Here is a 24,605-nt window from a genome sequence, read left to right as displayed (position 1 = left end):
GATGAGCATCGACCCGGGATGTCATTCATGTCATTGAATTCTGAAGTGGCCGCGTTTCTCGATCTGATCGAAGACAATCAGGACGGCGCCATGGCTTTCCACCGCTCGACGCCCGAGCAGGCGCGGCACGCGTTCGAACAGTCCTCGCAACAGATGCGCTGGGCAGCACCTGACGTCGAAGTGAGCGAGGTGCAGCACACCGCCCGTGACGGCAGTGTCCTGGCCTTGCGCGTGTACCGTCCGTTGCAACGCACCACCGCGCTACCCGTGCTGCTGTTCTTGCACGGTGGTGGCTTTGTGGTCGGCAGCCTCGACTCCCACGACGGCATCTGCCGTGAGTTTTGCGCGCGTACCCCGTGTGCGGTGTTGTCGGTGGGCTACCGCTGCGCACCCGAGCATAAATTCCCCACGGCGCTGCACGACTGCGCCGACGCGCTGGACTGGTTGCGCAGCCAGGCCGGCGAGTTTGGCCTCGACCTTTCGCGTCTGGTGTTCGGCGGTGACAGCGTCGGCGCCACCCTGGCGACGGTGTTGGCACTCGAGGCGCGCGAACCGGATGCGTTGAAACCGTGCCTTCAATTGTTGTGCTATCCGGTGACCGATGCTTCGCAGCGACACGAATCCATGGACCTGCTGGGCGAGGGTTACCTGCTGGAAAGCGATACCCTGGAATGGTTTTGCCAGCATTACGCGCGCAGCATCGAGGATCGCAGCGACTGGCGCTTCTCGCCCCTGTTGTGTCCCGACCTCAAGGACGTGGCGCCTGCCTATGTGGCGCTGGCGGGCTTCGATCCGCTGGTGGACGAGGGACGGGCTTACGCCGAGCGTCTGGCTGGGGTGAATGGGCTGGTGGAGTGTCGTGAGTTTGGGGGGCATGTGCATGACTTTTTACGGATGCGCATGGTGACCGAGGAAGTTGAGGAGATCTATCAGGTGTTGGTTGGGGTGTTGCGAGGGGGGATGTATCCGGTAGTTGCCTGAAAAAAAGGATTGCAGGTCACCAAGCCGCAGGAGTGTGGCTGGGTGACCTTTTTTGTATTAGCCGTACGGCCTTACAAAACCTTCACCCATAAAAAAAGCGCACCGGTTTTGCCGGTGCGCTTTTTTGTTACGCCTGTTAAATCAGAAGTTGTACTTGAAGCCCGTCATGATGTTGCGCGGTGCGCCGTACATGCCGTGGTCGCCGGCGTAGCTCAGGTACTCGCGGTCGAACACGTTGTTCAGGTTGACCGAGGCACTCAGGTTTTTGCTGATGTCGTAACGGGCCAGCAGGTTGGTAACGGCGTAGCTGCCCTGGGTGAAGGTGTGCAGGTCGGCACCCGTCTTGCTCTGCCAGTTCACGCCACCTCCGAGGGTGACCTTGTCCAGCACGCCAGGCAGGCGATAGCTGGTGAACGTCTTGAGGCTGTGACGGGGCAGGGTCGTGACGATGCGCTGGTCATCGGAATCGGTGCTGACGGCGTAGGCATAGCCGGCAGACGCCTGCCAGCCTTCGGCCAGTTCACCGTCAAGCGTGAACTCGACACCTTTGGTGGTGGTGCCTTGCTCGGACTTGTAGGTGTTGCCGCCAGGGGTATCGATCCAGATGGCCAGGTTGTCTTGTTCAAGCTTGAACAGCGCGAGGCTGGAGTTCAACTTGCCGTCGAAGTGACTGCCCTTGACCCCGACCTCGTAGCCGGTGCCTTCCATCGGGTCCAGGGGTTTGTTGTTGATATCGCGAACCCAGGACGATTGCGGGTTGAAGATTTTGGTGTAGCTGGCGTACAGCGACCAGGTGTCGTTCAGGTCATAAACCACGCCGGTGTACGGGATGAACACGCCGGTTTCGGACTCTTCGGTTTTGGTCTCTGCCGCATTGTATGGCTTGTCTTCAATGTCGCGATGCCAGTCGATGACACGGCTACCCAACAGCACGCTCAGGTCGTCGGTGACGTGCAGACGGGTGGCCAGATAGGCCGCGTACTGGGTTTCGTCGGTGGTGGATTTGCCGGTGACAGCGAAGTCCGGTTTGACCGAGTCGCCGTTCCAGTTCAACAGATTGTCGATGGCGCCGGCCGGGGAGCCCGAATAGTCATATTTCCAGCCACCGTAGCTCGGCACGTTTTCGTAGTAGTTGGACAGCGTCACACCGGCGATCAGCTCGTGCTCGCGCCCCAGCAGGCTGAACGGCCCGGTGAGGTAGGCGTCGAGGTTGTTCTGACGTGGTGTGCCGGAGAAGCGAACCGGCAACTGCGTGGTGCCACTGCCGTCGGGGTTGAGGCCGCCGTTGACGTAGTTGAACACCTCGTCGAATTTGTTCTCGGAGTGAGTGAACTCGACCTTGCCGCTCCAGCCGTTGTCGAACTGGTGTTCGATCGAGGTGAAGTAGCTCGTCTGTTCGTGGTCGTTATAGGACCAGGTCTGTGCCGAGTTCAGCGAACGCTTGAGGTTGGTGCGCGAGCCGTCGGTGAAACGGGTTGGCAGACCGGAACGCATCGGCGAGTCAACGTCGGTTTGCTGGTAGCTGAAACCCATGGTCAGCAGGGTGCTTTCGCTCAGGTCGAACTCGGTGATGCCATAGACCAGTTGCGAATCCTGTTTGTAACGGTCGATCCAGGATTGCTCGGTCTTGAAGTCGGCGACCAGGCGGCCGCGGATGTTGCCGGTTTCGTTCAGCGGGCCGGAGACGTCGAAGCCGCTGCCGTAGCGATCCCAGTTGCCGGCTTCACCGGTGATGCTCGCCTGGGCTTCGGCCGTCGGGCGTTTGCGGATCAGGTTGATGGTCGCCGATGGGCTGCCCATGCCACTGATCAGGCCGGTGGCACCGCGCACGACTTCAACGCGGTCGTACATGGCCATGCTCTGGGTGTAGTTGTCCATGCGCTTGACGGTGGGGACGCCGTCGATTTCGAAGTTCTGAATCTCGAAACCACGGGAGAAGTAACCGTCGGATTCGGCACCCTGGCCGTCGCGCAACACGATGATGCCGGGAGTGGCGTCAAGGGTGTCGCTGAGGTTGGTCAGGTGCTGGTCGTCCAGACGCTGGCGGGTCATGACGGTCAGCGACTGTGGTGTTTCTTTGGGGGTCAGGTTCAGACGCGTCGAACTACTGGACGAGTACGTGGTGTAGAGCCCGGTGCCTTCGGTGGTCGAACCCGGCGCCTTGCCGGAAATCGATACCGCGCCGAGTTCCAGCGCGCTGCCGGTACCTGCCGGCGGAATCAGCGAGACCGTGTTGCCGGTCATCTGGAATGTGATGCCGCTCCCCAGCAGCAAGTTATTAAGCGCCTGTTCCGGTTCCAGGTGACCGGACACCGCGCTCGATTTCAGGCCCGACAACGTCTCCGGGCTGTAGAGAATCTGCAGGTTGGCTTGTTGCCCCAATTGCTGCAGTGCGCTGGGCAGCGGCTGCGCCGGTACATTCACATCGACCGGGGTCGCTTGTACCTGTGTGGTGCCCAGCAACAGCAGGGTCAGCAGGGCGCCGGACAATATGGTGCGGCGGGGATTCTGTCGGGAGACGGCCAATGCCAGAGGTGCGCGGGACAACGTTAAGCTTTGCATCGCTCGGAATGCTCCTGAAGTACGTGTGCAGTTTTAATAGTTAATGATAATTAGACGCAACACCGCAGAAAAACCGGAAAAAAATCCCGCAAACCGCGAACTTATTTGCTATCGCGAGCGTGCGGGACCGTTTTTGCCTTGATTAAACGCGCTGCGGGGTCGTATCAGGCTGGGTTGAGGGCCGTCATTACTTGTCCGGCTTCCATGCGCACCAACTGGTCAGCCACGTCGAAATAACGGTCGTCGTGAGAGATCACGATGATCGTCTTGCCCAGGCGCTTGAGGTCTGGAAGCAGCTCGGTGTAGAAAATCCGCCGGAATGTCGGGTCCTGGTCGGCCGCCCATTCGTCGAACACCAGCACCGGCCGTTCTTCCAGCCAGGCGTTGACCAGCGCCAGCCGCTTGCGCTGGCCGGTCGAAAGGTCAGTCGTGGTGAAGCTGCCGTCCTGGACGCTGACCTTGTGGGCAATTTCCAGGCGTTGCAGATATTTGTTCGCGTCTTCGGGAATGTGCGTGTCGCCCTGCACCACGTCGTCGAACAGGTAGTAGTCGGCAAAGATCGTGGTGAACAACTGACGGTAATCGTCGCGGTTGACGGCGCTGATGATCTCCCCGTTGAGGCGGATTTCCCCTTGCTGCGGCGGGTAAAGTCCCAGCAGCAATTTGATCAGGGTGGTCTTGCCGCAACCGTTCTCGCCGACGATGAAGATGATGTCGCCCTGTTCGATCTTCAGGTTGACCGGCCCCAGGGAAAAGGCGTTGCTGCCCGGTGCGGCAGGGAAGGTGTAACGCACATCGTTGAGTTCCAGGCTGTGCACCGGCGACGCTTTTTTACCCTGGTCGCTGAGTAGCAGGTGCGGTTCCGGCGACGAGAATTGCTCGGACAGTTCGGCAATGCGGCGGAAGGCGATCTGCGCACGACTGACAATCGGCAATGTGCCGACCAGATGTTCCAGTGGCCCTTTCATGTACAGCAGCACCAGGACAAAACCGCTCATCACCGATTTGTCAGCGCTCGGCCAGAACGATTGCAGGGCCAGTGCCAGGCCGATGACAACGAAGAACAGCATCGAGCCGAAGGTCTTGGCAATGACGAACGTATTAATCGATTTGATCTGGGTTTTGCAGATGAAGTCGGCCGTACCCTTGATACCCGCGTTGAACATGCGCTGGCGGCGTGGGCGGTGAATGCGCAGTTCCTTGGCGCCTTCGGCAATGGCGTTGTAGTGCTTTTGCAATTCGTCTTCGGCTTCGCGGGCGGCGAAGAAGCCCTTGATGCCGAGGCTCTGGGCGAAGTATTGAATGCCGGTGCCGATGATGATTGCCACGACCATGATCAGAAACATCGGCCACGACAGCATCGCCAGATAGCCCATGCAACCCAGGGTCACGGTCATGGAAATGGCCAGCGGGGCGAAGGCAAAGGCGAAATCGCTGATGGTGTCGACGTCGTGGGTCAATACCGGAATCAGGCGATGGCTACGGTAGCGTTCGATCTGTTCGATCGGCGCCGATAGCACTTTTTCGCCCAGCTGCTTACGCAGGGTGGCGATGATGTGCTGGCCGACGTAGTTGGTGCCAATGTCCGAGCAGATCGAACTCAGCAGCGCCACCAGACACAGACCGCCGAACAGTGCGACGACGCCCTGGGTCAGGCCGGTGTCCGAATGAAGGGCATTGTTGATGGTCGCCAGCAGCACGGTGACACTCAGGCCGCCGACCATGCCCAGGATAACGGAGATCGCGACGACGAGCCGGAAGGGTTTGAGTAGGGTGAACAATTCATGAATTGCACCGCGCGTAGGCTGGATCATGAGAGGACAGTTCCTTGGGTATAAAGGCAGATACCCAGTAGAACGTCTGATCGAAGGGTTAATTTAACTGGCTGGCGACTGACGGCAACCCATGAACCTGTGGGAGCGAGCTTGCTCGCGATGGCGGCCTCAGACTCACCACAAATCTCTGGCGAAAAAAAAGCCCGCATCTCAAGACGCGGGCATTTTTCATTTCAGCTCACGACTCAGAAGTCATACTTCGCGGTGACCTGCACGTTGCGCGGCTCGCCGTAGAACGTGGTATCGAAGTTGCCCAGGCCCGTCAGATAGTTCTTGTCGAAGACGTTGTTGGCATTGACCGTGAAGCTCAGGTGATCGTCGAACTGGTAACGGGTCATCAGGTCCACGAGGGTGTAGCCACCTTGCTTGATCTGGGTGTAGTCGCCCACGTTGGCGCTGTAGATCTTGCCGTAGAACGCGCTCTGCCAGCTCACGCCGCCGCCGACGGTGAACTTGTTCATCACGCCAGGCAAACGGTAAGTAGTGAAGGTACGCACGACGTGTTCAGGACGGGTGGTGGACAGCGGGTAGCCGAAGATCCGTTGCTCGTCCTGGTCACGGGTACGGGCGTAGGTGTAGCCGGCGGACAGGTTCCAGCCCTCGGCCAGTTCACCGGCCAGTTCCAGTTCCACCCCCTTGGTGGTCGCGCCGTCGATGGCTTTGTAGATGCCTTCGTTGGTGACCGGGTTGGTGCCGATCGATTCTGCGACGTTTTCCTGCTCGATGCGGAAGAAGGCCAGGCTGGCGTTCAGCTTGCCTTCGAAGTAGGCCGCTTTCAGACCGGTCTCGTAAGCGTTGCCTTCAACCGGTTCCAGGGTGGAACCGTTGGCGTCCTTGTTGATTTGCGGCTGGTAGACATTGGTGTAGCTGGCGTACGCGGAGTACGTGTCGTTCAGGTCGTAAACCACACCGGCGTAAGGGGTGACGACGCCATGTTCCTTGTAGCTGGCGTGAGTGTCGGTCTGACCGGCACCCGGGTTGTAGCTGTAGTCTTCGTTGTACTTGAAGGTGCTCAGACGGGTGCCGAGGATGAACGACAGGTCGTCGGTCGGACGCAGGCGCGTGGCCAGGTAAACGCCATTCTGGCTCTGGGTGCGTTCGTATTTGCCGTTCTTCGGGAATTCCTGTTTCGGCAACTCGCCGTTCCAGTCATAGATGCTGCCTGGCACTTGGCCGGACGCGCTGCTGTCGTAAGTCGCGCCAGTCTGACGCGAGTGGGATGCCATGACACCGGCGACCAGTTCGTGCTCACGACCGCCCAGGCTGAACGGACCGGAGACGTTCACGTCAGCGGTGTTCTGCACGCGATGGCCTTCCCAGCGACCCCAGTACATGAACATGCCTTCACCGGTGGCGCGGTTCGGGTTACCGCCGCTGGCCGAGGCCAGTTGAGTGTCGTGATCGGTGGTTTTCTGGTCCAGGCTGACTTTGAGCTTCCAGTCATTGGCCAGCGCTTGTTCCAGCGATGCGAAGTAGGTGGTGCTGTCGAAGTCGCGACGGCTCCAGTCGGCAGCCGGGTTGAAGTGACGCGGGAACTCGGTACGGCCGCCATCGGCGAAGTACGTCGGGTTACCGGTCCACGACGAACCGCGCGGGGTCGCACTGGACTTGTCGATGCCGAAGGTCAGCAGGGTGTCGTCGGTCAGGTCGGCTTCGAGGACGCCGTAAAACAGGTCCTTCTTCTGGCTGTAGTGATCCAGGTACGAGTTGGCATCCTGATAGGTGGTCACGAAGCGACCGCGGACGTTGCCGGAATCGGTCAGCGAACCGGAAATGTCACCTTCAGCCCGGTATTTGTCCCAGCGGCCGGCGGTGGCGCTGACCGAGGCCTTGAAGTCCTTGGTCGGTTTCTTGCGGATCAGGTTGACGGTGGCGGACGGGTCGCCGGTGCCGGTCATCAGGCCGGTAGCGCCCTTGATGACTTCGATGTGGTCCAGGCTGGCCGAGTCGTCGCTGTTGTTCGGGTTTTCACCGTACACACCGTCGTAGAGGGTGTTGACACCATCGTACTGAAAGTTGGTGATGGCCTGGCCACGGGCGGAAAACTCGGTACGGTCACTGTCGTACTTCTGTGTGGTAACGCCAGGCGTGTTACGCAACGCGTCGCCGACGCTCTGTGCACCGCGATCGTCCATTTGCTGACGGGTCACCACAGTCACCGATTGCGGCGTTTCGCGAAGGCTCAGCGGCAGCTTGGTCGCGGTGGTGGTGGCACCAGTGGTGTAGGAGTGGGTGTCTTCAGTGGTCAGGCCCAGGGCCTGGCCGGAAATCGTGGTCGCACCCAGTTGCAGGCCCGAACCGCCGCCGGATACCAGGGTGACGCTGTTGCCATTGATCTGGAACGAAATGCCGGTGCCTTTGAGCAAGACGCTCAAGGCCTCGGACGGCTCCAGCGAACCGGACACTGCACGGGAATTGATACCCGCAACCTGATCCGGGCTGTAGAGGATCTGCAGGTTGGTTTGCATGCCCAACTCGGTCAGCGCGTTGGAAAGCGGCTGCCCGGCAATATTCACTTTTACAGGTGCAGCATTGGCCATCGAGCTCCCCAGCAAGGTGGCGGTCAGCAGTACGCTGGTGAACAGGGTGCGATGCAATGTCGGGCGCTGTACGGCCAACGCGAGAGGTGTGCGGCGTGGTTGAGGTCGCATGACTTGCCTGAGTTCCTGAAAAGTGTTGTGCAGAGTTTTGTTAATAAGAATTGTTTTTAGACGCGGCGCGAGTAGAAAACCGGAAAGAAGCCCGTCATATAAATTTTCGCAGGGTAAAAAGTGAACCCTGTGGGAGCGAGCAGGCTCGCTCCCACAGGGAATTTTGGTGATGCACGAAAGTGTAGGGTTAGAGATCACGCACGATACGGAACCCCATCCAGTCGCCACGCTCTTGCGGGTACTGGCTGTTGCGGTTACCGGAGCGGGAGAACACCGGCGCTTCGCCCCAGTCGTTACCACGGATGCGCACCCCTTCGCAGTTGGCTTCTACCCACGCGCTACCATCGGTGGGGGCGCCAACGTAGTCCGGGTGCTCGCAGTCTTCGACCCACTCGTAGACATTGCCGTGCATGTCATACATGCCGAACGCATTCGGCGGATAGCTGCCGACCGGCGAGCTGTAGCTGTAGCCGTCCGCCGGGCCGTAAGTGTTGGCGTGTTTGCTGATGCTGTATTCCTTGCCTTCATCGAACGGGAAGGGGAACGGTCCTTTGGTGCCGCCGCGAGCGGCATATTCGCGTTGGGCTTCGCTGACCATGTGGTACTTCTGCCCGGTTTTTTTCGAGAGCCAGGCGACGTAATTCTTCACGTCATCGAAGTTCATGCACACCGCCGGCTGGCGCGGGCCCTGCGGATAACGCGGTTTGCTGGCGACGCACTCGCGACCCGGCCGGGTATCGCCGTTGGCGATGGTCACGCCGCTCTCGCGCACGTAACTGTCCCATTCTCCGGCGGTGACCTGGAAACGGCTCATGGCGAATGGCTTGGCGAAGGTCACTTCGTGCATCGGACCTTCGTCGGGCTCGCGACCGACTTCATCGTCCGGCGTGCCCATGGTGAAGGTGCCGGCCGGCAACACGACCATTTCCGGGCAATCGCGGCAGTCCTTGAACACTTTGCCGGGTTGCGGGGCGGCGGCTGCCTGGGCGGCGGTCGGCAGGAGGCCGGCGATGAGGGCGGTCAGGGCGAGTGCCTTGAGCGGCACGGTCAATAGATCTCGGTTCATGCGTCATCTCAATTTAAAAGAAAACGGGGTGTCCCTGTGGCGAGGGAGCTTGCTCCCGCTGGGCAGCGAAGCGGCCCCAAAGAAAGGGACTGCTGCGCAGTCCAGCGGGAGCAAGCTCCCTCGCCACAGGGTCAAGCTTCACGCGAACTTGCTCAGCAAGGCCATGAAGCGGTCGATGTGGTTTTCGGTGTTGAGCAGGCCAGGTGCGATGCGGATCACCGGGCCGACGTCACGGTCCACCGAGTCGCAGACCACGCGGTTTTTCATCAACTGGACGGCGACTTTTTCACAGTCGCGGTCCTTGATCCGGAAGAAGGTGAAACCGGCCGACAGGTCCGGGCTCTTTGGCGTGACCAGTTCGATCTGCGGGTGTTCCAGCAGTCGGTTTTTCGCATAAGTGTTGAGCGCGTGGATGCGCGTCTGCACCTCGGCCTTGCCCAGTTCCAAATGCAGCTTGAACGCCTCGTCCAATGCCCAGCGATGTTCGAAGCTGTGGTAGCCACCCGGCGTCATGATGGTTGAAAAGGCGGTGGCTTCGGAGAACGTCGGAATCGTCGGCGTCACATCCTTGAGCTCCGCGGAGCGGGCACAGATGATCCCGGTGCCGCGAGGGCCGAACATCCATTTGTGGGTGCCGGCGATAAAGAAGTCGCAGTGCATGTCGGGGAAGTCGAGGTCTTCGACGCCGAACCCGTGCACGCCATCGACTACATACAGGATGCGGTCCTTTTCCTCGCGGTTGCGATTCTGTTCGTTCACCAGTTTGCCGATTTCACCGATCGGCAGTTTCACGCCGCTGCCGGACTGCACCCAGGTCATGCCCAGCACGCGGGTTTCGGGGCGGATGCCTTTGGCGATCGAACCCAGCACCTCATCCGCCGACACGTTGTGGCTGTTCTCGAACAGCTTGAGCTTGCGCACCTTGACCCCGTCCTTTTGCTGGCGGTAACCCAAGGCATAGTGGGTGGCGTAGTGTTCGTGCTCGGTAGTGAGGATTTCCTGATCCGGGCGCACATGGATGCCGCCGTAGATCAGCGACAGGCCTTCAGTGGTGCTGCCGGTGAGCGCGATTTGCTCAGGCTTGGCCTTGAGGTAACGGCCGGCCCAGACGCGAACTTCTTGCTCGCGTTTTTCGGTTTCACCGAGGTCCCAGTCCATCGCCAGGCCCGGATTGCGGTCGAGGTTGGCGCGGTGACGTTCAATCGCCTCACGCACCGGGCGTGGGTGGGACGTCACCAGAAAGTTGGCGAAGTGCAGGTAGTCCGGATCCTGGTCGAACAACGAGCGCAATTGCGCCCATTTGTCCTTGGGCAACGGCGTTGGATTGGCAGCCAGCGCCGGTAGATTCACGGCAGAACTCAGGGGCAGGCCCGCCGCGAGAATACCGGCCTGCTTGAGGAATGAACGGCGGTTAGTCATGAGCTCGGTTCGCTTTTGCAAAGAGGGAATCAGTTTTTCGCCACGGGTCTGGACGACTTCTGCACCTGGTCCCACACCCGCAGGAAATTCCCGCCCCAGAGCTTGGCGATATCGGCCTCGCCGTAGCCGCGACTGATCAGCTCGGCCGTCACGTTGCGTGCTTCGCTGACATCCTTCCAGCCATCCAGACCGCCGCCGTCGTTGAAGTCGGAACTGATGCCGACGTGGTCGATACCGATTTTCTTCACCGCGTAGTCGATCGCGTCGCCGTAGTCCTTGAGCGTGGCTTTCGGTTCTTCGTCAACGATGGCGTAGAGCTGGCTGGCGTACTCGCCGAAACGCTGTTCGGACCAGACGGTGATGATCGGGTCGCCCGGCATCAGCGCCATCTCCAGGCCTTGCAACGGTTGCAGGTCGAAGCGTGCGCGCAGGGCGTTGAGTTTGTCCTGGGTGGCCTGGCTCAGCGGGCGGATGTAGGTCGGGAAGCCGACAATCTGCACCACGCCGCCGCTGTTTTTGATCAGCAGCATTTCCTGATCGCTGAGGTTGCGCGGGATGTCCACCAGTGCACGCGGTGCCGAGTGCGAGGCGACCATCGGGGTGCGGCTCAGTTGGGCGACCTGCTCCAGAGCCTTGGTCGACATCTGCGACACATCGATGATCACCCCCAGATCGTTGAGGCGATGCACCGCTTGTTTGCCGATCTCCGACAGGCCACCGAGGGCGTCTCGCGAATCATTGAAGAACGGCAGCGGTCGGGAAGAATCGGCCCAGGCGTTGTTGCCCACGTAACTGAAACCGAACATGCGCATGCCGCGAGCGGCCCACGTGTCCAGGGCGTTCAGGTCGTTGCCCAGCGGATAGGCGTTGAGCATGCTCATGAAAATCGCGAACTTGCCTTCGCCGTGCAGGCGGCGGAAATCGTCCGGGGTGTAGGCGATGGCGACCTGGTTGGGGAAGTCGCGAACCATCGTGCTGATGATTTTGTAGCGGGTTTCCTGCTCGAACCGGGCTTCGTCGACGAAACCGGCGGTGGGGCGATGCGGGGCGTTGGCGCCGTTCCAGATTTCCGGCCAGCCGAAAATCGTCAGGGCCGCGCCGGACAAGCGTCCGCGCCCGGTCTTGACCAGGTCGAATTGGCCGGTGCCGTCCTTGTCGGCTTCATTGCCGGCGGTGCCGAAATCCAGCGGGACGGTGACGTGGCTATCGAAGGAGAGGATGCGCTCTTGCAGCTCATCGGCCTGTTTCATGACTTTGACCGGGTAACCGGGATTGTCCTTGAACCAGTAATCCCAGGCCGCGAAGCCTGCACCGGCACTGATCGCCAGAGCCAGGGGCAGGCCGAGGTACAGCGCCTTTTTTGAACGTGGTTTTTTCATGTTCATCTCAGTCAGGTTCGTTGCCCCGGTGCGGGCGCAGGGGCCTTTGCTATCTGGGAAGAACGAGTGGCCCGGTTGGGAATTTAGTGGGGCTGATGACCCCATCGCCAGCAGGCTGGCTCCCACAGGGGATTTGTGAGCGACACAGATCACCTGTGGGAGCCAGCCTGCTGGCGATGCTTTTAAATTTTCGGAGGCAACAAACGTTCTAGCTTGGATAAAGCCTGCTTCATGGCTGACACAGGTAGGGCAATGACGATTTCTCGACGATGGTTCATGGCAGGCCTGGCGCTGACCGGCGCCGCCGTGCCTGCGGCTTTTTATGGGCATCGCGAATGGACGAAGCCGGATCCGACGATCACCCCCGGCGAAGCTTCATTCGATGTGGCGGATGTTGCCGGCCAGCATTTGGCGAACACTTTACGGGGCGTCTGGCAGATTCGTTTCGAAGGCCGTGACGCCGGTATCGAAGGCCTGCCACGGGACGGGCTGGAACTGTTTCTCGACGTCGGCCACAAAGGTCGCGGCTTGATCGGGTTCCTCGACACCGCCCAGCGTTTGCGTGCCAGCGATGAACCGCGCTACCGCGTACTTGGCGATCTGGCGGAAGCCAAACCGGCGCAATTGAGCTGGCGGCTGGTCAGTGCCAACGCCGCCAACGGCACGCCGGATTACGAATTCAGCATGACGCTGGACGAAGTCTGGGCCGGTTTCGGCAATGCCGGCAGCGGTACGCTCAGTGGCCGGGTGTTGAACCTCGATCGCCCGCTGATGATGACCGCGCAGGACAATCGCTTCATCGCCGTGAAACGGGTTTTCCCCGAAGCCCGCGAGCGCGCCGGTCTCAATGCGCCGCTGCTGGCCTGGCTGGTTTCAGCCGAGCATCGGCTGTTTCACCAGCTCTGGCATGCCTCGCGGGACAAGTGGCACACCTTGTCCGAAGACAAGCGCAATGCCCTGCGTGGCATCGGCTGGCAGCCCGGCCCGCGGGACAAGGAGCGTGATGCCCGTGGTGCGCGCAAGGATCGCAACGGCTCGGGCGTGGATTTTTTCTTCATGCACCGGCACATGCTCGGCACGGCGCGGTCGATGCAGGACTTGCCGTCGTGGCAGCACTTTCCGTTGCCGCAGCCGGAACTGGCCCGCGATCGCATCGGCTTCGCCAATTACTGTGACAACCACGACGGCACCGCGCTGCCGCCGACCTGGCAGGCCGACGACGATGCCGAGTACTCGCAATGGGTCAGCGACATCAAAACCGCCGAGACTTACCACAGCAACTTCCAGGTCTGGGAGTCGCGCTACCGTGATCCGCGTTATCTGTCGAAACTCACCTTGGGGCAGTTCGGTTCAGAGGTCGAGCTGGGGCTGCATGACTGGCTGCACATGCGCTGGGCCTCGGTGCCGCGCGATCCTTCCAATGGCCAGCCGGTGCCGTTTGCCCGGGATCCGGCAGACTTCTCCGCGCGCTGGTATGCGCCGGAAAACGACTTCCTTGGCGACCCGTTTTCCTCCCATGTGAATCCGGTGTTCTGGCATTTTCACGGTTGGATCGATGATCGCCTGGAAGACTGGTTCCGTGCGCATGAGCGCTTTCATCCTGAAGAGGTCAGTCGGCTGGAAGTCAACGGGGTGGCGTGGTTTGCGCCGGGGCGTTGGGTCGAAGTGGCTGATCCGTGGCTGGGGCCGAGCACCCATGGCTGCAGCACCACGCCGGGGTTGCAGGCGGGCAAGTCGGTTGAGATGGACCCCGAAACCATGAAACTGGCGTTGCGCATTACCTTCGGCGAAGACGAGAAGAAACTGGCGGACCTGTTCCGCAAAGTGCCGCAGCGGCCCTGGTATGCGCGGCATTTGAAGGCCAAGCCGATTACCACTTAAGCAGGTGAAACCGCGTTATCGTTCAATCGCGAGCAGGCTCGCTCCCACAGGTTATGTGTCGTGCCCAAAATATGTGGCAAACATAGAACCCTGTGGGAGCGAGCCTGCTCGCGATGGCGGCCTCACGGGCGACACAAATTACAAAACCTGCCACCCACCCCCCAGCGCCTTGTACAGCGTAATGCTCGCCTGCAACCGCGACAACCGCAGCTGCACATTCAAATCCTGCGCCGCGTACAACGTGCGCTGGGTTTCCAGCACCGTCAGCAAATCTTCGGCCCCGGCCTGATAACGGCTTTGCGCGATGTTGAATGCGGTCTGCGCCTGGTTCAGTTCTTCGCTTTGCCACTGGCGCTGTGCATCCAGCCCGCGAATGCTGTTGAGGGCTTTTTCCACGTCGGCGAAGCCATTGATGATCGCCCCGCGATACGTCTCCAGCAGTTCTTCCTGGCGGGCCGTGGCTTTATCGCGCTGGGCGCTCAAGCGACCGTTATTGAACACCGGCGCAAGCAATCCGGCGGTGAGGTTATAGAAAGGATTGCGCAGCATGTCGGCCGCCCGATCCGCGCCCGATCCGAGTTCCGCGCTCAACGTGACCTTCGGCAGCATTGCCGCGCGGGCGACGGTGACGTCGGCCTGTGCGGCGGCAAGCTGCGCTTCGGCGCGGGCAATGTCCGGACGACGGGTGAGCAGTTCGCTGGGTACGCCGGCCGCGATGGTCGGCCATGACAGTTGCTCAAAGCGCTCCTGGCCCAGCGCCAGCTCCTGAACCGGCCGACCGAGCAGGGCGGCCAATCCGATCAAAGCGTCCTGCGCCTGTTGCTGCACCAGCGGCAATTGCCGTTGTTGCGCCGCCACCAGGCTTTTCTGCTGCGCCAGTTCCAGCGCCGTCGCAGAGCCTGAATCAAAGCGCGTCTGCACCAGTTTCAACACGTTCTGAGCGTTCGCCAGATTCAGCTCGGCGATGCGACTTTGCTCGCGCAGCGACAAGGCCTGCGCGTAAGTATTCGCAACGCCGCTAAGCAGCGTCAACTCCACAGTCGCCTGATCGAACTCGCTGGCCTGCAAAGCGAATTGCGCGCTGTCACGGGATGCCCGTTGACCGCCCCAGAAATCGATTTCGTAACTGGCGGTGAGGCTGGCGTTGAAGTAATCGACGGCCTTGTTATCGCTGTCGGCATCGAGTTGGCTGTAACCGTTGCCGCGCAGCAGTTTTTGTCGATTGGCGTTCAGGGCACCCTTGACTTCGGGTAGCTGCGAACCGCCAGCAACCACCGTTTCAGCCTGCGCCTGGCGCACCCGTGCGATGGCGGCGGCCAGGTCGTAACTGCCGACCCGCGCCTGCTCGATCAGTTGATCCAGCTGCGGGCTGCCGAACTGCGTCCACCATTGCAGGTTGCTGCGGGTGGCGCTTTGCGTGTGCGGCGATTGCCAGGAGGAGGGCGGCGCAATGCCGCTGTCCGGGCGCTGGGCGGGCGTGCCGCAGGCGCCGAGCAACAGGCAGAGGGTCAGTAAACTCAGTTGCGGCTTCATGGAGAGATCATTCACTGGTAAGGGCCGTGACCGGGTCGAGTCGGGCAGCTTTGCGGGCCGGCATGAAGCCGAAGACAACACCGGTGACCAGGGCGCAGCCGAAGGCGCCGAGCACCGCTATCAAGGAGAACGCGACGGCGACTTCGCTGAGGATCAGCACACCACCGACGATCAGCGCCAGGGCGATCCCGGCGAGGCCGCCGACCACCGACAGCATCACCGCTTCCGTCAGGAACTGACGGAGGATGTCGCGCTGGCGGGCGCCGGTGGCCATGCGGATGCCGATCTCCCGGGTTCGCTCGCGCACGGTCATCAGCATGATGTTCATCACCCCGATCCCGCCCACCAGCAGCGAAATCGCGGCAATCGAGCCCAGCATCAGCGACAGGGTGTTTTGCGTGCGCGCTTCGGCCTGGATCATCGCGGCGTTGTTGGTCAGTTCGAAATCCTTCTTGCCGTTATGCAGGCGCAGCATCAATTGCTCGATGGCGATTTCGGTCTCCTTGACCTTGCGCGCGTCGGCAGCGGCGATGGCCACGTACTCGGGATTGTGGGTGCCGAACAGCCGCACACTCGCGGCGGAATACGGGATGGCGATGCGGTCGTCGCTGTCGGAGTCGCCGGAGCTGGCGCCTTTTTCCGCGAGCACGCCGACCACCTGGAACGGCACGTTCTCGATCAGGATGTACTGGCCGATCGGGTTGGCCACGTCCTTGAGCAACTTGGTCCGCACCTTGTGGCCAATCACGGCCACTGCTGCGGCGTTGCGTTCATCGTCCTGGGTGAAATAGCTGCCTTGCACCACTGGCCAGTTGAAAATGGCCGGGAAATTGGTGTCGTTGCCGCCGACGTAGCTCAAGTGGTCGAGGTTGCCGAAGCGCACCCCGGCTTCCTGGCCGTTGACCGGCATGATCCGCGTCACCTGCGGCAGGCTTCCCACCGCCGCGACATCATCCAGGGTGACGATGCCCAACGGCGTTCGCGGGTTCGGTGATGAGCCACCGAGGTAAATAATGTTCGAGCCGAAGGCGCCCATTTGCGCCATCACCTGGCGCTTGCTCCCTTCGCCGACGGCCAGCATCACCACCACCGACGCCACGCCGATGATGATCCCGAGCAGCGTCAGTGCCGTGCGAAAACGGTTGATCCACATCACCCGCCACGCGGCTTGTACGGCGTCAATCAGCTCGCCTTTCCACGCACCGTTGGCTTGCGCACCTTCGGTCAGGCGCTTGCGCAGATCCACCGCTTGCAGCGCGCCGGGGTTGGCCGAGGTTTGCGCTTCAGGGTTTTCGTGGGCGCTGTCGCTGATGATCAACCCGTCACGGATTTCGATGATGCGTTTGGCCCGGGCCGCCACTTCGCGGTCGTGGGTAATGAGGATCACCACGTGGCCCTGGCTCGCCAGCTCGTCGAGCAGGGTCATTACCTCGGCGCCGCTGTGGCTGTCGAGGGCGCCGGTGGGTTCGTCGGCGAGGATGATGTGGCCGCCGTTCATCAAGGCGCGGGCAATCGACACCCGTTGTTGCTGACCACCAGAGAGCTGATGCGGGCGGTTGCTGGTGCGCGAGGCCAGGCCGAGGCGGTCGAGCAGGGCGGCGGCGCGGGCGTGGCGTTCCGCCGCCGGCAAGCCTGCATAGATGGCCGGCATCTCGACGTTTTCCTGGGCAGAGCCGGACGGGATCAGGTGATAACCCTGGAACACAAAACCAAAGGCTTCGCGGCGCAGCCAGGCCAGCTCGTCGCTGTCGAGGGCGGCGACGTTTTGCCCGGCGAAGCGGTATTCGCCCGACGTGGGGCGGTCGAGGCAACCGAGGATGTTCATCAGCGTCGATTTGCCGGAGCCGGAGGCGCCGACAATCGCCACGAATTCCCCGGCATGGATCGAAAGGTCGATGCCGCGCAATACATGAACTTCCGGTGAATCGCCGCCGCCGTAGGCTTTGCGAATGTCCTGCAGGTCGATCAGGGGCGTCTGCATTCAGCCGCCACTCCCGTCAGCCGGGCCGATCAGCAGGTGATCGCCTTCCTGCAAACCGTCGAGGATCTGCACCCGCAGACGATCGCTGATGCCGGTGCGCACGTCGCGCTGCTGGATGCTGCCGTTTTTGGCGACGACCTGGGCAATTTGCATATTCGCTTCAGTGCCGGCCTGCAACGCTGCGATAGGCGCGGTCAGGGTGTTTTTCGCCTGATCGGAAACGAAGAAGACCTGGGTGGTCATTTCCGCCATCAACGCGTTGTCGGCGTTATCGACGTCCAGCAACACCGTATACAGCACCACGCGCGCGCTGCCGCTTTTGCTCGAACTGGCCGGGCTGCCCCCGCCCTGGCTGGTCTGGTCCAGCGGCTTGGGCGGCACCGGCAGAATCTGCCGCACGGTGCTGCTCCAGCGCCGGTTGCCGCCGCTGAGGGTGGTGAACCACGCGGTCATGCCGGGTTTGACGTGGCCGATGTCGGCTTCCGAGACTTCGGCCCACACGGTCATCGGCGACAACTTGGCGATGCGCAGAATCAGCGGTGTTTGCTGCTGGGCATTCAGGGTCTGGCCGACCCGGGCGTCGAGGGCGACCACGGTGCCGGCCATCGGCGCGTAGATCCGCGTGTAACCGAGTTCGGCCTGATCGCTGCGCAGGCTGGCTTGGGCCTGGCGGATCTGCGCCTGGAACATGTCGATGCGCGCTTGGGTGGCGTGCAGTTCGGCCTGGGCGGTTTGCACGTCTTCTTCGCGGGTCGCGCCGCCGGCCTTGAGGTTCTGTTGGCGCTGGAACTTCTGCCGGGCCAGTTCGTGCTGGGCGCGCTGTTCCTGGAGCTGCGCCTTGAGGTTCTCGATGGAGAAGCGTCCGGCGTCGAGCTTCGCCTGCTGGGTCGACGGATCGATCTCCACCAGCAGTTGGCCTTCCTTGATCACGTCGCCGACTTCCACGTGAATCTTCTGGATCTGCCCGGACGCCTGCGCGCCGACGTCGACATAACGCCGCGGTTGCAGGGTGCCCAACGCGGTGACGCTGCTTTCAATGTCGCCACGGCTGACTTGCACGGTAGCGAATTTGTCCCGCCCAGGCGGGATCACTTGCCAGGCGGCGATGGCAATAACGGGGATCAGACAAAGTGCTACAAGCAGGGCGCGTCGGGTCTGTCGGGGACGTTTCATGCAGGGTTCCGGCCAATGGATATCGGCCCGTCGTTCAGCCTGCGCACATAAACCGGCGACAGCCAAACGCTGTCGGTGAGCCGACAGACACGGGGAGCTGTCCTGTAAACGAGGAAAGTAGCGGGGAATTTAGGCGCGGACATATAGGGTTACAGGTGTAGCACATGACTATTTATCAGGTAAGTCAAACCAGCACTTTAAATCTATATGAGAATTACTATAAATTACGCGGCTCGAACTGCCACCATCTTGCCATTGCCTATTTCGGCGGTCGCCGAAGTGGCTCAAGGACAGAAAACCGCACTCTGTGCGGCCGGGAGTCATGTTGGAAAACTACTATCGCGAGCTGGTGTGTTTCCTGAACGCCAAGCTAGGCAACCGTCAGGTGGCCGAAGATGTGGTGCATGACGCTTATCTGCGGGTGCTGGAGCGTTCCAGTGACACGCCGATCGAGCAGCCCCGGGCATTCCTTTATCGCACCGCGCTGAACCTGGTGATCGACGATCATCGGCGCAATGCCTTGCGTCAGGTCGAGTCGCTGGACGTGCTCGACAACGAAGAGCGCTACTTCACGCCATCGCCGCACAACTGCATCGATCACGGCCAGCGTCTGGAGATGCTCCAGCGTGCCTTGGCGGAATTGCCACGGCTGTGTCGCGAAAGTTTTCTGCTGCGCAAGATCGATGGCCTGTCGCACCCGGAAATTGCTGAACAACTTGGCATCTCGCGCGCGCTGGTGGAGAAGCACATCGTCAATGCCATGAAACATTGCCGCGTGCGGATGCGGCAGTGGGACGCCCATTGATCCCTTCTCTCTAAATTTTTTTTCATTGTCCTCGTTCCTACTCAACAGACGACCTGCTGTCCTGCATCAGGTCACTTAGGCTTATTCCCCTTGTTGAGGGGTTCATCCAGAGGACACTGGAAATGACACAGGCAATTGCATCGCCCATCGTTCACGACCTGATCGGCGTCGGTTTCGGCCCTTCGAACCTGGCGCTGGCCATCGCTCTGCAAGAGCGCGGGCCTAGCCAGGGCGAGCTGGATGTATTGTTTCTCGACAAGCAGCCCAACTACAGCTGGCACGGCAATACCCTGTCGACCCAAAGCGAGCTGCAGATTTCCTTCCTCAAAGACCTGGTGACCCTGCGCAACCCGACCAGCCCGTATTCGTTCGTCAACTACCTCAAGCATCACGGCCGCCTGGTGGACTTCATCAACCTCGGTACGTTCTATCCGTGCCGCATGGAGTACAACGATTACCTGCGCTGGGTCGCCGGCCAGTTTGAAGCGCAGAGCCGCTACGGCGAAGAAGTGCTGACCATCGAGCCGGTGCTGCACAACCAACAGGTCGAGGCGCTGCGGGTGATCTCTCGCGACTCCACGGGTCATCAACACGTGCGCACCACTCGCTCAGTGGTGGTCAGCACCGGCGGCACGCCGCGCATTCCCGAAGCGTTCAAGTCGCTGAAGGATGACGGCCGCGTGTTCCACCACTCCCAGTACCTGGCGCAGATGGCCAGGCAGCCTTGCGTGAACAATCAGCCGATGAGCATCGCGATCATCGGCGGCGGCCAGAGCGCGGCGGAAGCTTTCATCGATTTGAACGACAGCTTCCCGTCGGTGCAGGTGGACATGATCCTGCGTGGCTCGGCGCTGAAGCCTGCGGATGACAGCCCGTTCGTCAACGAAGTGTTCTCGCCGGAGTTCACCGATCTGGTGTTCCAGCAGTCGAGCAGCGAGCGCGAGCGGCTGGTCAACGAGTACCACAACACCAACTATTCGGTGGTGGACATCGACCTGATCGAACGCATCTACGGCATCTTCTATCGTCAGAAAGTCTCGGGCATCGCGCGTCATACCTTCCGTACCCTGACCACCGTTGAAAAAGCCACCGCCACCGAGCGCGGCATCGAGCTGGCGGTGCGCAACAATGCCACCGGTGAAGTGACGGTTCGTCTCTACGATGCCGTGGTCCTGGCCACCGGTTACGAACGCCAGATGCACCGCAAACTGCTGGCGCCGCTGGAGCAATACCTGGGTGATTTCGAGGTGGATCGCAACTACAAACTGATTACCGATGAACGCTGCAAAGCCGGCATTTATATGCAGGGCTTCTGCCAGGCGAGCCATGGTTTGAGCGACACCCTGTTGTCGATCCTGCCGATTCGGGCGGATGAGATTGCCGGTTCCTTGTATGACCATGGCAAGAACCGTGGGCATAGCCGGTCAGTGGTGGATTTGTTGCTAGCGACTGCCAGCTAAATCTTCGTCGCCTGTCAGGCCGCCATCGCGAGCAGGCTCGCTCCCACATTTGACCTCTGTCTTACACTGAATCTGTGTTCACTGGAGATCCACTGTGGGAGCGAGCCTGCTCGCGATGGGGCCCTAAAAAGCACCTCATGTTCAGAAAGCTGAACCCTTCCTGAAGAACCCCGCAATTCCCCCACCACCCACCGTTCCTTCGTTTACTCTCCAGAAGTCGGGGCGTAAGCTTCGCGCGTTTTCATCAATAGCGGAGACCCTCAGTGGGTACTTGTTCGAGTGACAGTAGTCGGCCGGTTTCGATAACCGGCACCTTCCCGGCAAGATAACGCGCAGCCTGTTGTGCCGTTGTCTCGCCGAAAAGCGAGCAGCGGAAATCCCGATCGCAGCCAGCCCTGGCCGTGTCCCGATATCCCTCTCATCGACGCTTGACCGTGTGTGATGTTCGACGTGCCTGTCGTCATCGCAGCGACTCGACACGCCTGCTCGAAGGTCTCCCGGCTGACTCTGGGGGCAACACCATGAACCTTACCCTGCTCAAGGAATTTTTCGCCGGATTCCTGCGCACCCGTCACATCGGCCGGCACTTTCGCCGACTGGCGCTGCTGGAAAGCTTCACCGACACCACGGTCAGCCGTGAAGTGCCGCCGACGCTGGCGCAAACCCTGGTCACCGCCGCCAACAACGACACCGGCCCATTGCTGAAAAAACTCGGCAGCCACACCGACGGTCTCAGTGACCTGGAAGCCGACACCCTGCGCGAGCAATTCGGGCTCAACGAGGTCGAGCATGAACAGCCATTACCGTGGTGGACCCACCTGTGGCACTGCTACAAAAACCCCTTCAACCTGCTGCTGACCTTGCTCGCGGTGATCTCCTGGCTGACGGAGGACATGAAAGCCGCCATCGTGATTTTCTCGATGGTGGTGCTCTCCACCTTGCTGCGCTTCTGGCAGGAAACCAAATCCAACCAGGCCGCCGACGCGCTCAAGGCGATGGTCAGCAACACTGCCACGGTGATGCGCCGTGATGCGCCACGTATCGAGTTGCCGATCAAGCAATTGGTGCCGGGCGATCTGATCGTGCTCTCGGCCGGTGACATGATCCCTGCCGATTGCCGGGTGCTCAGCGCCAAGGACCTGTTCGTCAGCCAGGCCGCGATGACCGGCGAATCGATGCCGGTGGAAAAATTCCCGCGCCAGCAGAACAGCGATACGTGCAATCCGCTGGACCTCGAGAACATCCTGTTCATGGGCACCAACGTGGTGTCTGGCACGGCGATGGCGGTAATCCTCACCACCGGCAATAACACCTATTTCGGCGCCTTGGCCCAGCGGGTCGGCGCCACCGAACGCGCACCGACCTCGTTCCAGACCGGGGTCAACAAAGTCAGCTGGCTGTTGATCCGCTTCATGTTTGTCATGGCACCGCTGGTGCTGTTCATCAACGGCTTTACCAAAGGCGACTGGACCCAGGCGCTGTTGTTCGCGCTGTCGATTGCCGTGGGCCTGACCCCGGAAATGCTGCCGATGATCGTCACCTCGACCCTGGCCAAAGGTGCGGTGTTCCTGTCGCGTAAAAAAGTCATCGTCAAACGCCTCGACGCGATCCAGAACTTCGGTGCCATGGACGTGCTGTGCACCGACAAGACAGGCACCCTGACCCAGGACAAAATCTTTCTCGCGCGCAATGTCGATGTCTGGGGCAACGATTCCGACGACGTGCTGGAAATGGCCTACCTCAACAGCTACTACCAGACCGGTCTGAAAAACCTGCTGGACGTGGCGGTGCTGGAGCACGTGGAAATCCACCGTGAACTGAAGGTCGGCACGGCGTTTCGCAAGGTCGATGAAATTCCGTTCGACTTCATCCGCCGACGCATGTCGGTGGTGGTCGCCCGGCACGATCAGCCGCATCTGCTGATTTGCAAAGGCGCGGTGGAGGAGGTGCTGGCGGTCTGCACGCGCGCGCGTCACGGCGTGGTTGACGAAGCACTGAGCGATAAATTGCTGGTGCGGATTCGCCAGGTCACTGCCGCCTTCAATGCCGAAGGCCTGCGGGTGGTCGCCGTCGCCGCGCGCCCCATGATCGAGGGCCGGGACACCTACAGCCTGGCGGATGAACAGGGACTGACGCTGATCGGCTATGTCGCCTTCCTCGATCCACCGAAAGAAAGCACCGCCCCGGCGCTGAAGGCGCTGGCCGCTCACGGCGTCGCGGTAAAAGTGCTGACCGGTGATAACGAACGGGTGACCGCGAAGGTCTGCCGCGAGGTTGGCCTGGAGCAACAAGGCCTGCTGATGGGCAACGACATCGAGCGCATGAGCGATGCGCAACTGGCGGTCGCGGTCGAGACCACCAACGTCTTCGCCAGACTCACGCCGTCGCACAAGGAACGCATCGTGCGGTTGCTCAAAGGCAACGGCCAGGTGGTCGGTTTCATGGGCGACGGCATCAACGACGCCCCCGCGCTGCGCACCGCCGACATCGGTATTTCGGTGGACAGCGCCGTGGACATCGCCAAGGAAGCGGCCGATATCATCCTCTTGGAAAAGAGCCTGATGGTGCTGGAGGAGGGCGTGCTGGAAGGGCGTCGGACCTTCGCCAACATGCTCAAGTACATCAAAATGACCGCCAGCTCGAACTTCGGCAACGTGTTCTCGGTGCTGGTGGCCAGCGCGTTCATCCCGTTCCTGCCGATGCTGCCGATGCACCTGCTGGTGCAAAACCTGCTCTACGATATTTCGCAGATCGCCATCCCGTTCGATAACGTCGATGCAGAAATGCTCAGCAAGCCGCAGCGCTGGCAGCCGGCGGATGTCGGGCGTTTCATGCTGTTTTTCGGCCCGATCAGTTCGATCTTCGACATCACCACGTTTGCCCTGATGTGGTACGTGTTCGACGCCAACACCCCGGACCATCAAACCCTGTTCCAGTCCGGCTGGTTCGTGGTCGGGCTGCTGACCCAGACGTTGATCGTGCACATGATCCGCACACCGAAAATTCCGTTCCTGCAAAGCCGCGCGGCGATGCCGTTGATGATCATGACCGGGATCATCATGGCGGTCGGGATCTTCCTGCCGATGGGGCCGTTGGCGCACTACTTCAAACTGCAGGCGCTGCCGTCGCTGTATTTCGTGTTCCTGCCGGTGATTCTGCTGGCGTACATGGCGCTGACTCAAGCGGTGAAGGGGTTCTACATTCGGCGGTTCGGATGGCAGTAATTGTCGGAATCTGCAGTCATTTAGGAAAAGTCCTACAGAAACCTCTGCGCGCCTCCCGTAGCCTCGCCGCATCAAAAATCAGCCATCACCCAAGAGGCTACGATGCCGACTAAAGCCTTACGCATCCTGATCGCCGACCAGCAGCACTTTCACCGGATGATCATCGAACGGCTGTTCAATCAACTCGACTATTACCGAGTGGCACCCGTGCACGACCTTGCGTCAATGCTGACCCTGATCGAGTACGGTTGCGAGCCGTTCGACCTGGTGGTGGTCAATGCCGCGCTGGCGGCGGGCGAACTGGATTTGCTCAGGTACTTCCTCGATAACCGGCAGGTTCGCCACGCGCTGATTTTCGACGGCCAACTTGCACAGTTGCCGCCGATCCCGGCCTGCGGGCAACAAAAGATTCAGGTGAGCCACGCAGCGCTTCCAGATGGGGTGTGCATTCAGCGGTTGATGACAATCATTGATCCATCGCAGAGGGAGCGCGATCAGCGGTACGCCGGGTGAGAGCGGTATACCGTTCGTCGGAACTGTCATTTCTTACAGGTAGATTCTGCCTTTCCTCCATGCAAGAGTCTTGGCGCAGCCGTTGCGTCTGCCCCGGCGTGAACCCGTGGGCATTCGTTGAGTTTTTGCACAGGAAGTTGCC

At 60.9% G+C, this 24,605-nt stretch carries 15 protein-coding genes; 6 read left to right on the top strand and 9 right to left on the bottom strand.

Annotated elements, in window-relative coordinates; genetic code table 11:
* The first annotated feature begins 27 nt into the window (after window positions 1–27).
* Window positions 28–981 carry an alpha/beta hydrolase gene (locus tag ACA070_RS21025; protein WP_497448188.1) on the top strand — a complete coding sequence of 318 codons (954 nt, stop codon included), beginning with the start codon at window positions 28–30 and terminating at the stop codon, window positions 979–981.
* A 141-nt stretch (window positions 982–1,122) separates the two neighbouring features.
* On the opposite strand, the gene ACA070_RS21020 is transcribed toward ACA070_RS21025, so the two are convergent.
* From ACA070_RS21020 to pvdM, 6 genes are all read right to left on the bottom strand, one after another.
* Complete coding sequence (locus ACA070_RS21020) at window positions 1,123–3,543, bottom strand: TonB-dependent siderophore receptor (RefSeq protein ID WP_497448187.1); 2,421 nt, start codon at window positions 3,541–3,543, stop codon at window positions 1,123–1,125.
* Between the two features lie 164 nt (window positions 3,544–3,707).
* Window positions 3,708–5,357, bottom strand: coding sequence for a cyclic peptide export ABC transporter (locus tag ACA070_RS21015; RefSeq protein ID WP_497448186.1), 1,650 nt, complete (start codon window positions 5,355–5,357; stop codon window positions 3,708–3,710).
* 206 nt (window positions 5,358–5,563) lie between these two features.
* Window positions 5,564–8,029: a TonB-dependent siderophore receptor gene (locus ACA070_RS21010; protein ID WP_497448185.1), complete on the bottom strand. Its 2,466-nt coding sequence runs from the start codon at window positions 8,027–8,029 to the stop codon at window positions 5,564–5,566.
* A gap of 187 nt (window positions 8,030–8,216) precedes the next feature.
* A complete protein-coding gene (pvdO, locus tag ACA070_RS21005; RefSeq protein ID WP_497448184.1) occupies window positions 8,217–9,095 on the bottom strand; it encodes a dihydropyoverdine dehydrogenase in 879 nt (292 codons plus the stop codon).
* 138 nt (window positions 9,096–9,233) lie between these two features.
* Window positions 9,234–10,514, bottom strand: coding sequence for a pyoverdine-tailoring periplasmic protein PvdN (gene pvdN / locus ACA070_RS21000; RefSeq protein ID WP_497448183.1), 1,281 nt, complete (start codon window positions 10,512–10,514; stop codon window positions 9,234–9,236).
* A 29-nt stretch (window positions 10,515–10,543) separates the two neighbouring features.
* Window positions 10,544–11,893 carry a pyoverdine-tailoring dipeptidase-like protein PvdM gene (gene pvdM, locus ACA070_RS20995; RefSeq protein WP_497448182.1) on the bottom strand — a complete coding sequence of 450 codons (1,350 nt, stop codon included), beginning with the start codon at window positions 11,891–11,893 and terminating at the stop codon, window positions 10,544–10,546.
* 252 nt (window positions 11,894–12,145) lie between these two features.
* Between pvdM and pvdP the strand changes: the two genes are divergently transcribed.
* Window positions 12,146–13,774 carry a pyoverdine maturation tyrosinase PvdP gene (pvdP, locus tag ACA070_RS20990; RefSeq protein WP_497448181.1) on the top strand — a complete coding sequence of 543 codons (1,629 nt, stop codon included), beginning with the start codon at window positions 12,146–12,148 and terminating at the stop codon, window positions 13,772–13,774.
* A gap of 138 nt (window positions 13,775–13,912) precedes the next feature.
* On the opposite strand, the gene ACA070_RS20985 is transcribed toward pvdP, so the two are convergent.
* Genes ACA070_RS20985 through ACA070_RS20975 form a run of 3 tightly spaced genes read right to left on the bottom strand, consistent with a single transcriptional unit; the run spans window position 13,913 to window position 18,461 of the window.
* Window positions 13,913–15,307: an efflux transporter outer membrane subunit gene (locus ACA070_RS20985; protein WP_497448180.1), complete on the bottom strand. Its 1,395-nt coding sequence runs from the start codon at window positions 15,305–15,307 to the stop codon at window positions 13,913–13,915.
* Window positions 15,308–15,314: 7 nt separating this feature from the next.
* Window positions 15,315–17,288 (bottom strand): MacB family efflux pump subunit, encoded by a 1,974-nt coding sequence (locus tag ACA070_RS20980; protein ID WP_497448179.1) that lies wholly within the window; start codon window positions 17,286–17,288, stop codon window positions 15,315–15,317.
* Window positions 17,289–18,461 carry an efflux RND transporter periplasmic adaptor subunit gene (locus ACA070_RS20975; protein WP_497448178.1) on the bottom strand — a complete coding sequence of 391 codons (1,173 nt, stop codon included), beginning with the start codon at window positions 18,459–18,461 and terminating at the stop codon, window positions 17,289–17,291. It lies immediately after the preceding gene.
* Between the two features lie 322 nt (window positions 18,462–18,783).
* Here ACA070_RS20975 and ACA070_RS20970 point away from each other — a divergent pair, with 322 nt between their 5' ends.
* From ACA070_RS20970 to ACA070_RS20955, 4 genes are all read left to right on the top strand, one after another.
* Window positions 18,784–19,266, top strand: a complete 483-nt coding sequence (locus tag ACA070_RS20970; protein ID WP_497448177.1) for a sigma-70 family RNA polymerase sigma factor — start codon at window positions 18,784–18,786, stop codon at window positions 19,264–19,266.
* Window positions 19,267–19,388: 122 nt separating this feature from the next.
* Window positions 19,389–20,726, top strand: coding sequence for a lysine N(6)-hydroxylase/L-ornithine N(5)-oxygenase family protein (locus ACA070_RS20965; protein WP_497448176.1), 1,338 nt, complete (start codon window positions 19,389–19,391; stop codon window positions 20,724–20,726).
* A gap of 521 nt (window positions 20,727–21,247) precedes the next feature.
* Window positions 21,248–23,950, top strand: coding sequence for a magnesium-translocating P-type ATPase (mgtA, locus tag ACA070_RS20960; RefSeq protein WP_497448175.1), 2,703 nt, complete (start codon window positions 21,248–21,250; stop codon window positions 23,948–23,950).
* A gap of 102 nt (window positions 23,951–24,052) precedes the next feature.
* Entirely contained in the window at window positions 24,053–24,463 is a 411-nt protein-coding gene (locus ACA070_RS20955; RefSeq protein WP_497448174.1) for a response regulator, read from the top strand.
* The last annotated feature ends 142 nt before the right edge of the window (window positions 24,464–24,605 follow it).

The sequence above is a fragment of the Pseudomonas sp. LBUM1678 genome (assembly GCF_059695575.1).
This window is presented reverse-complemented; position numbering and strand designations above follow the sequence as displayed.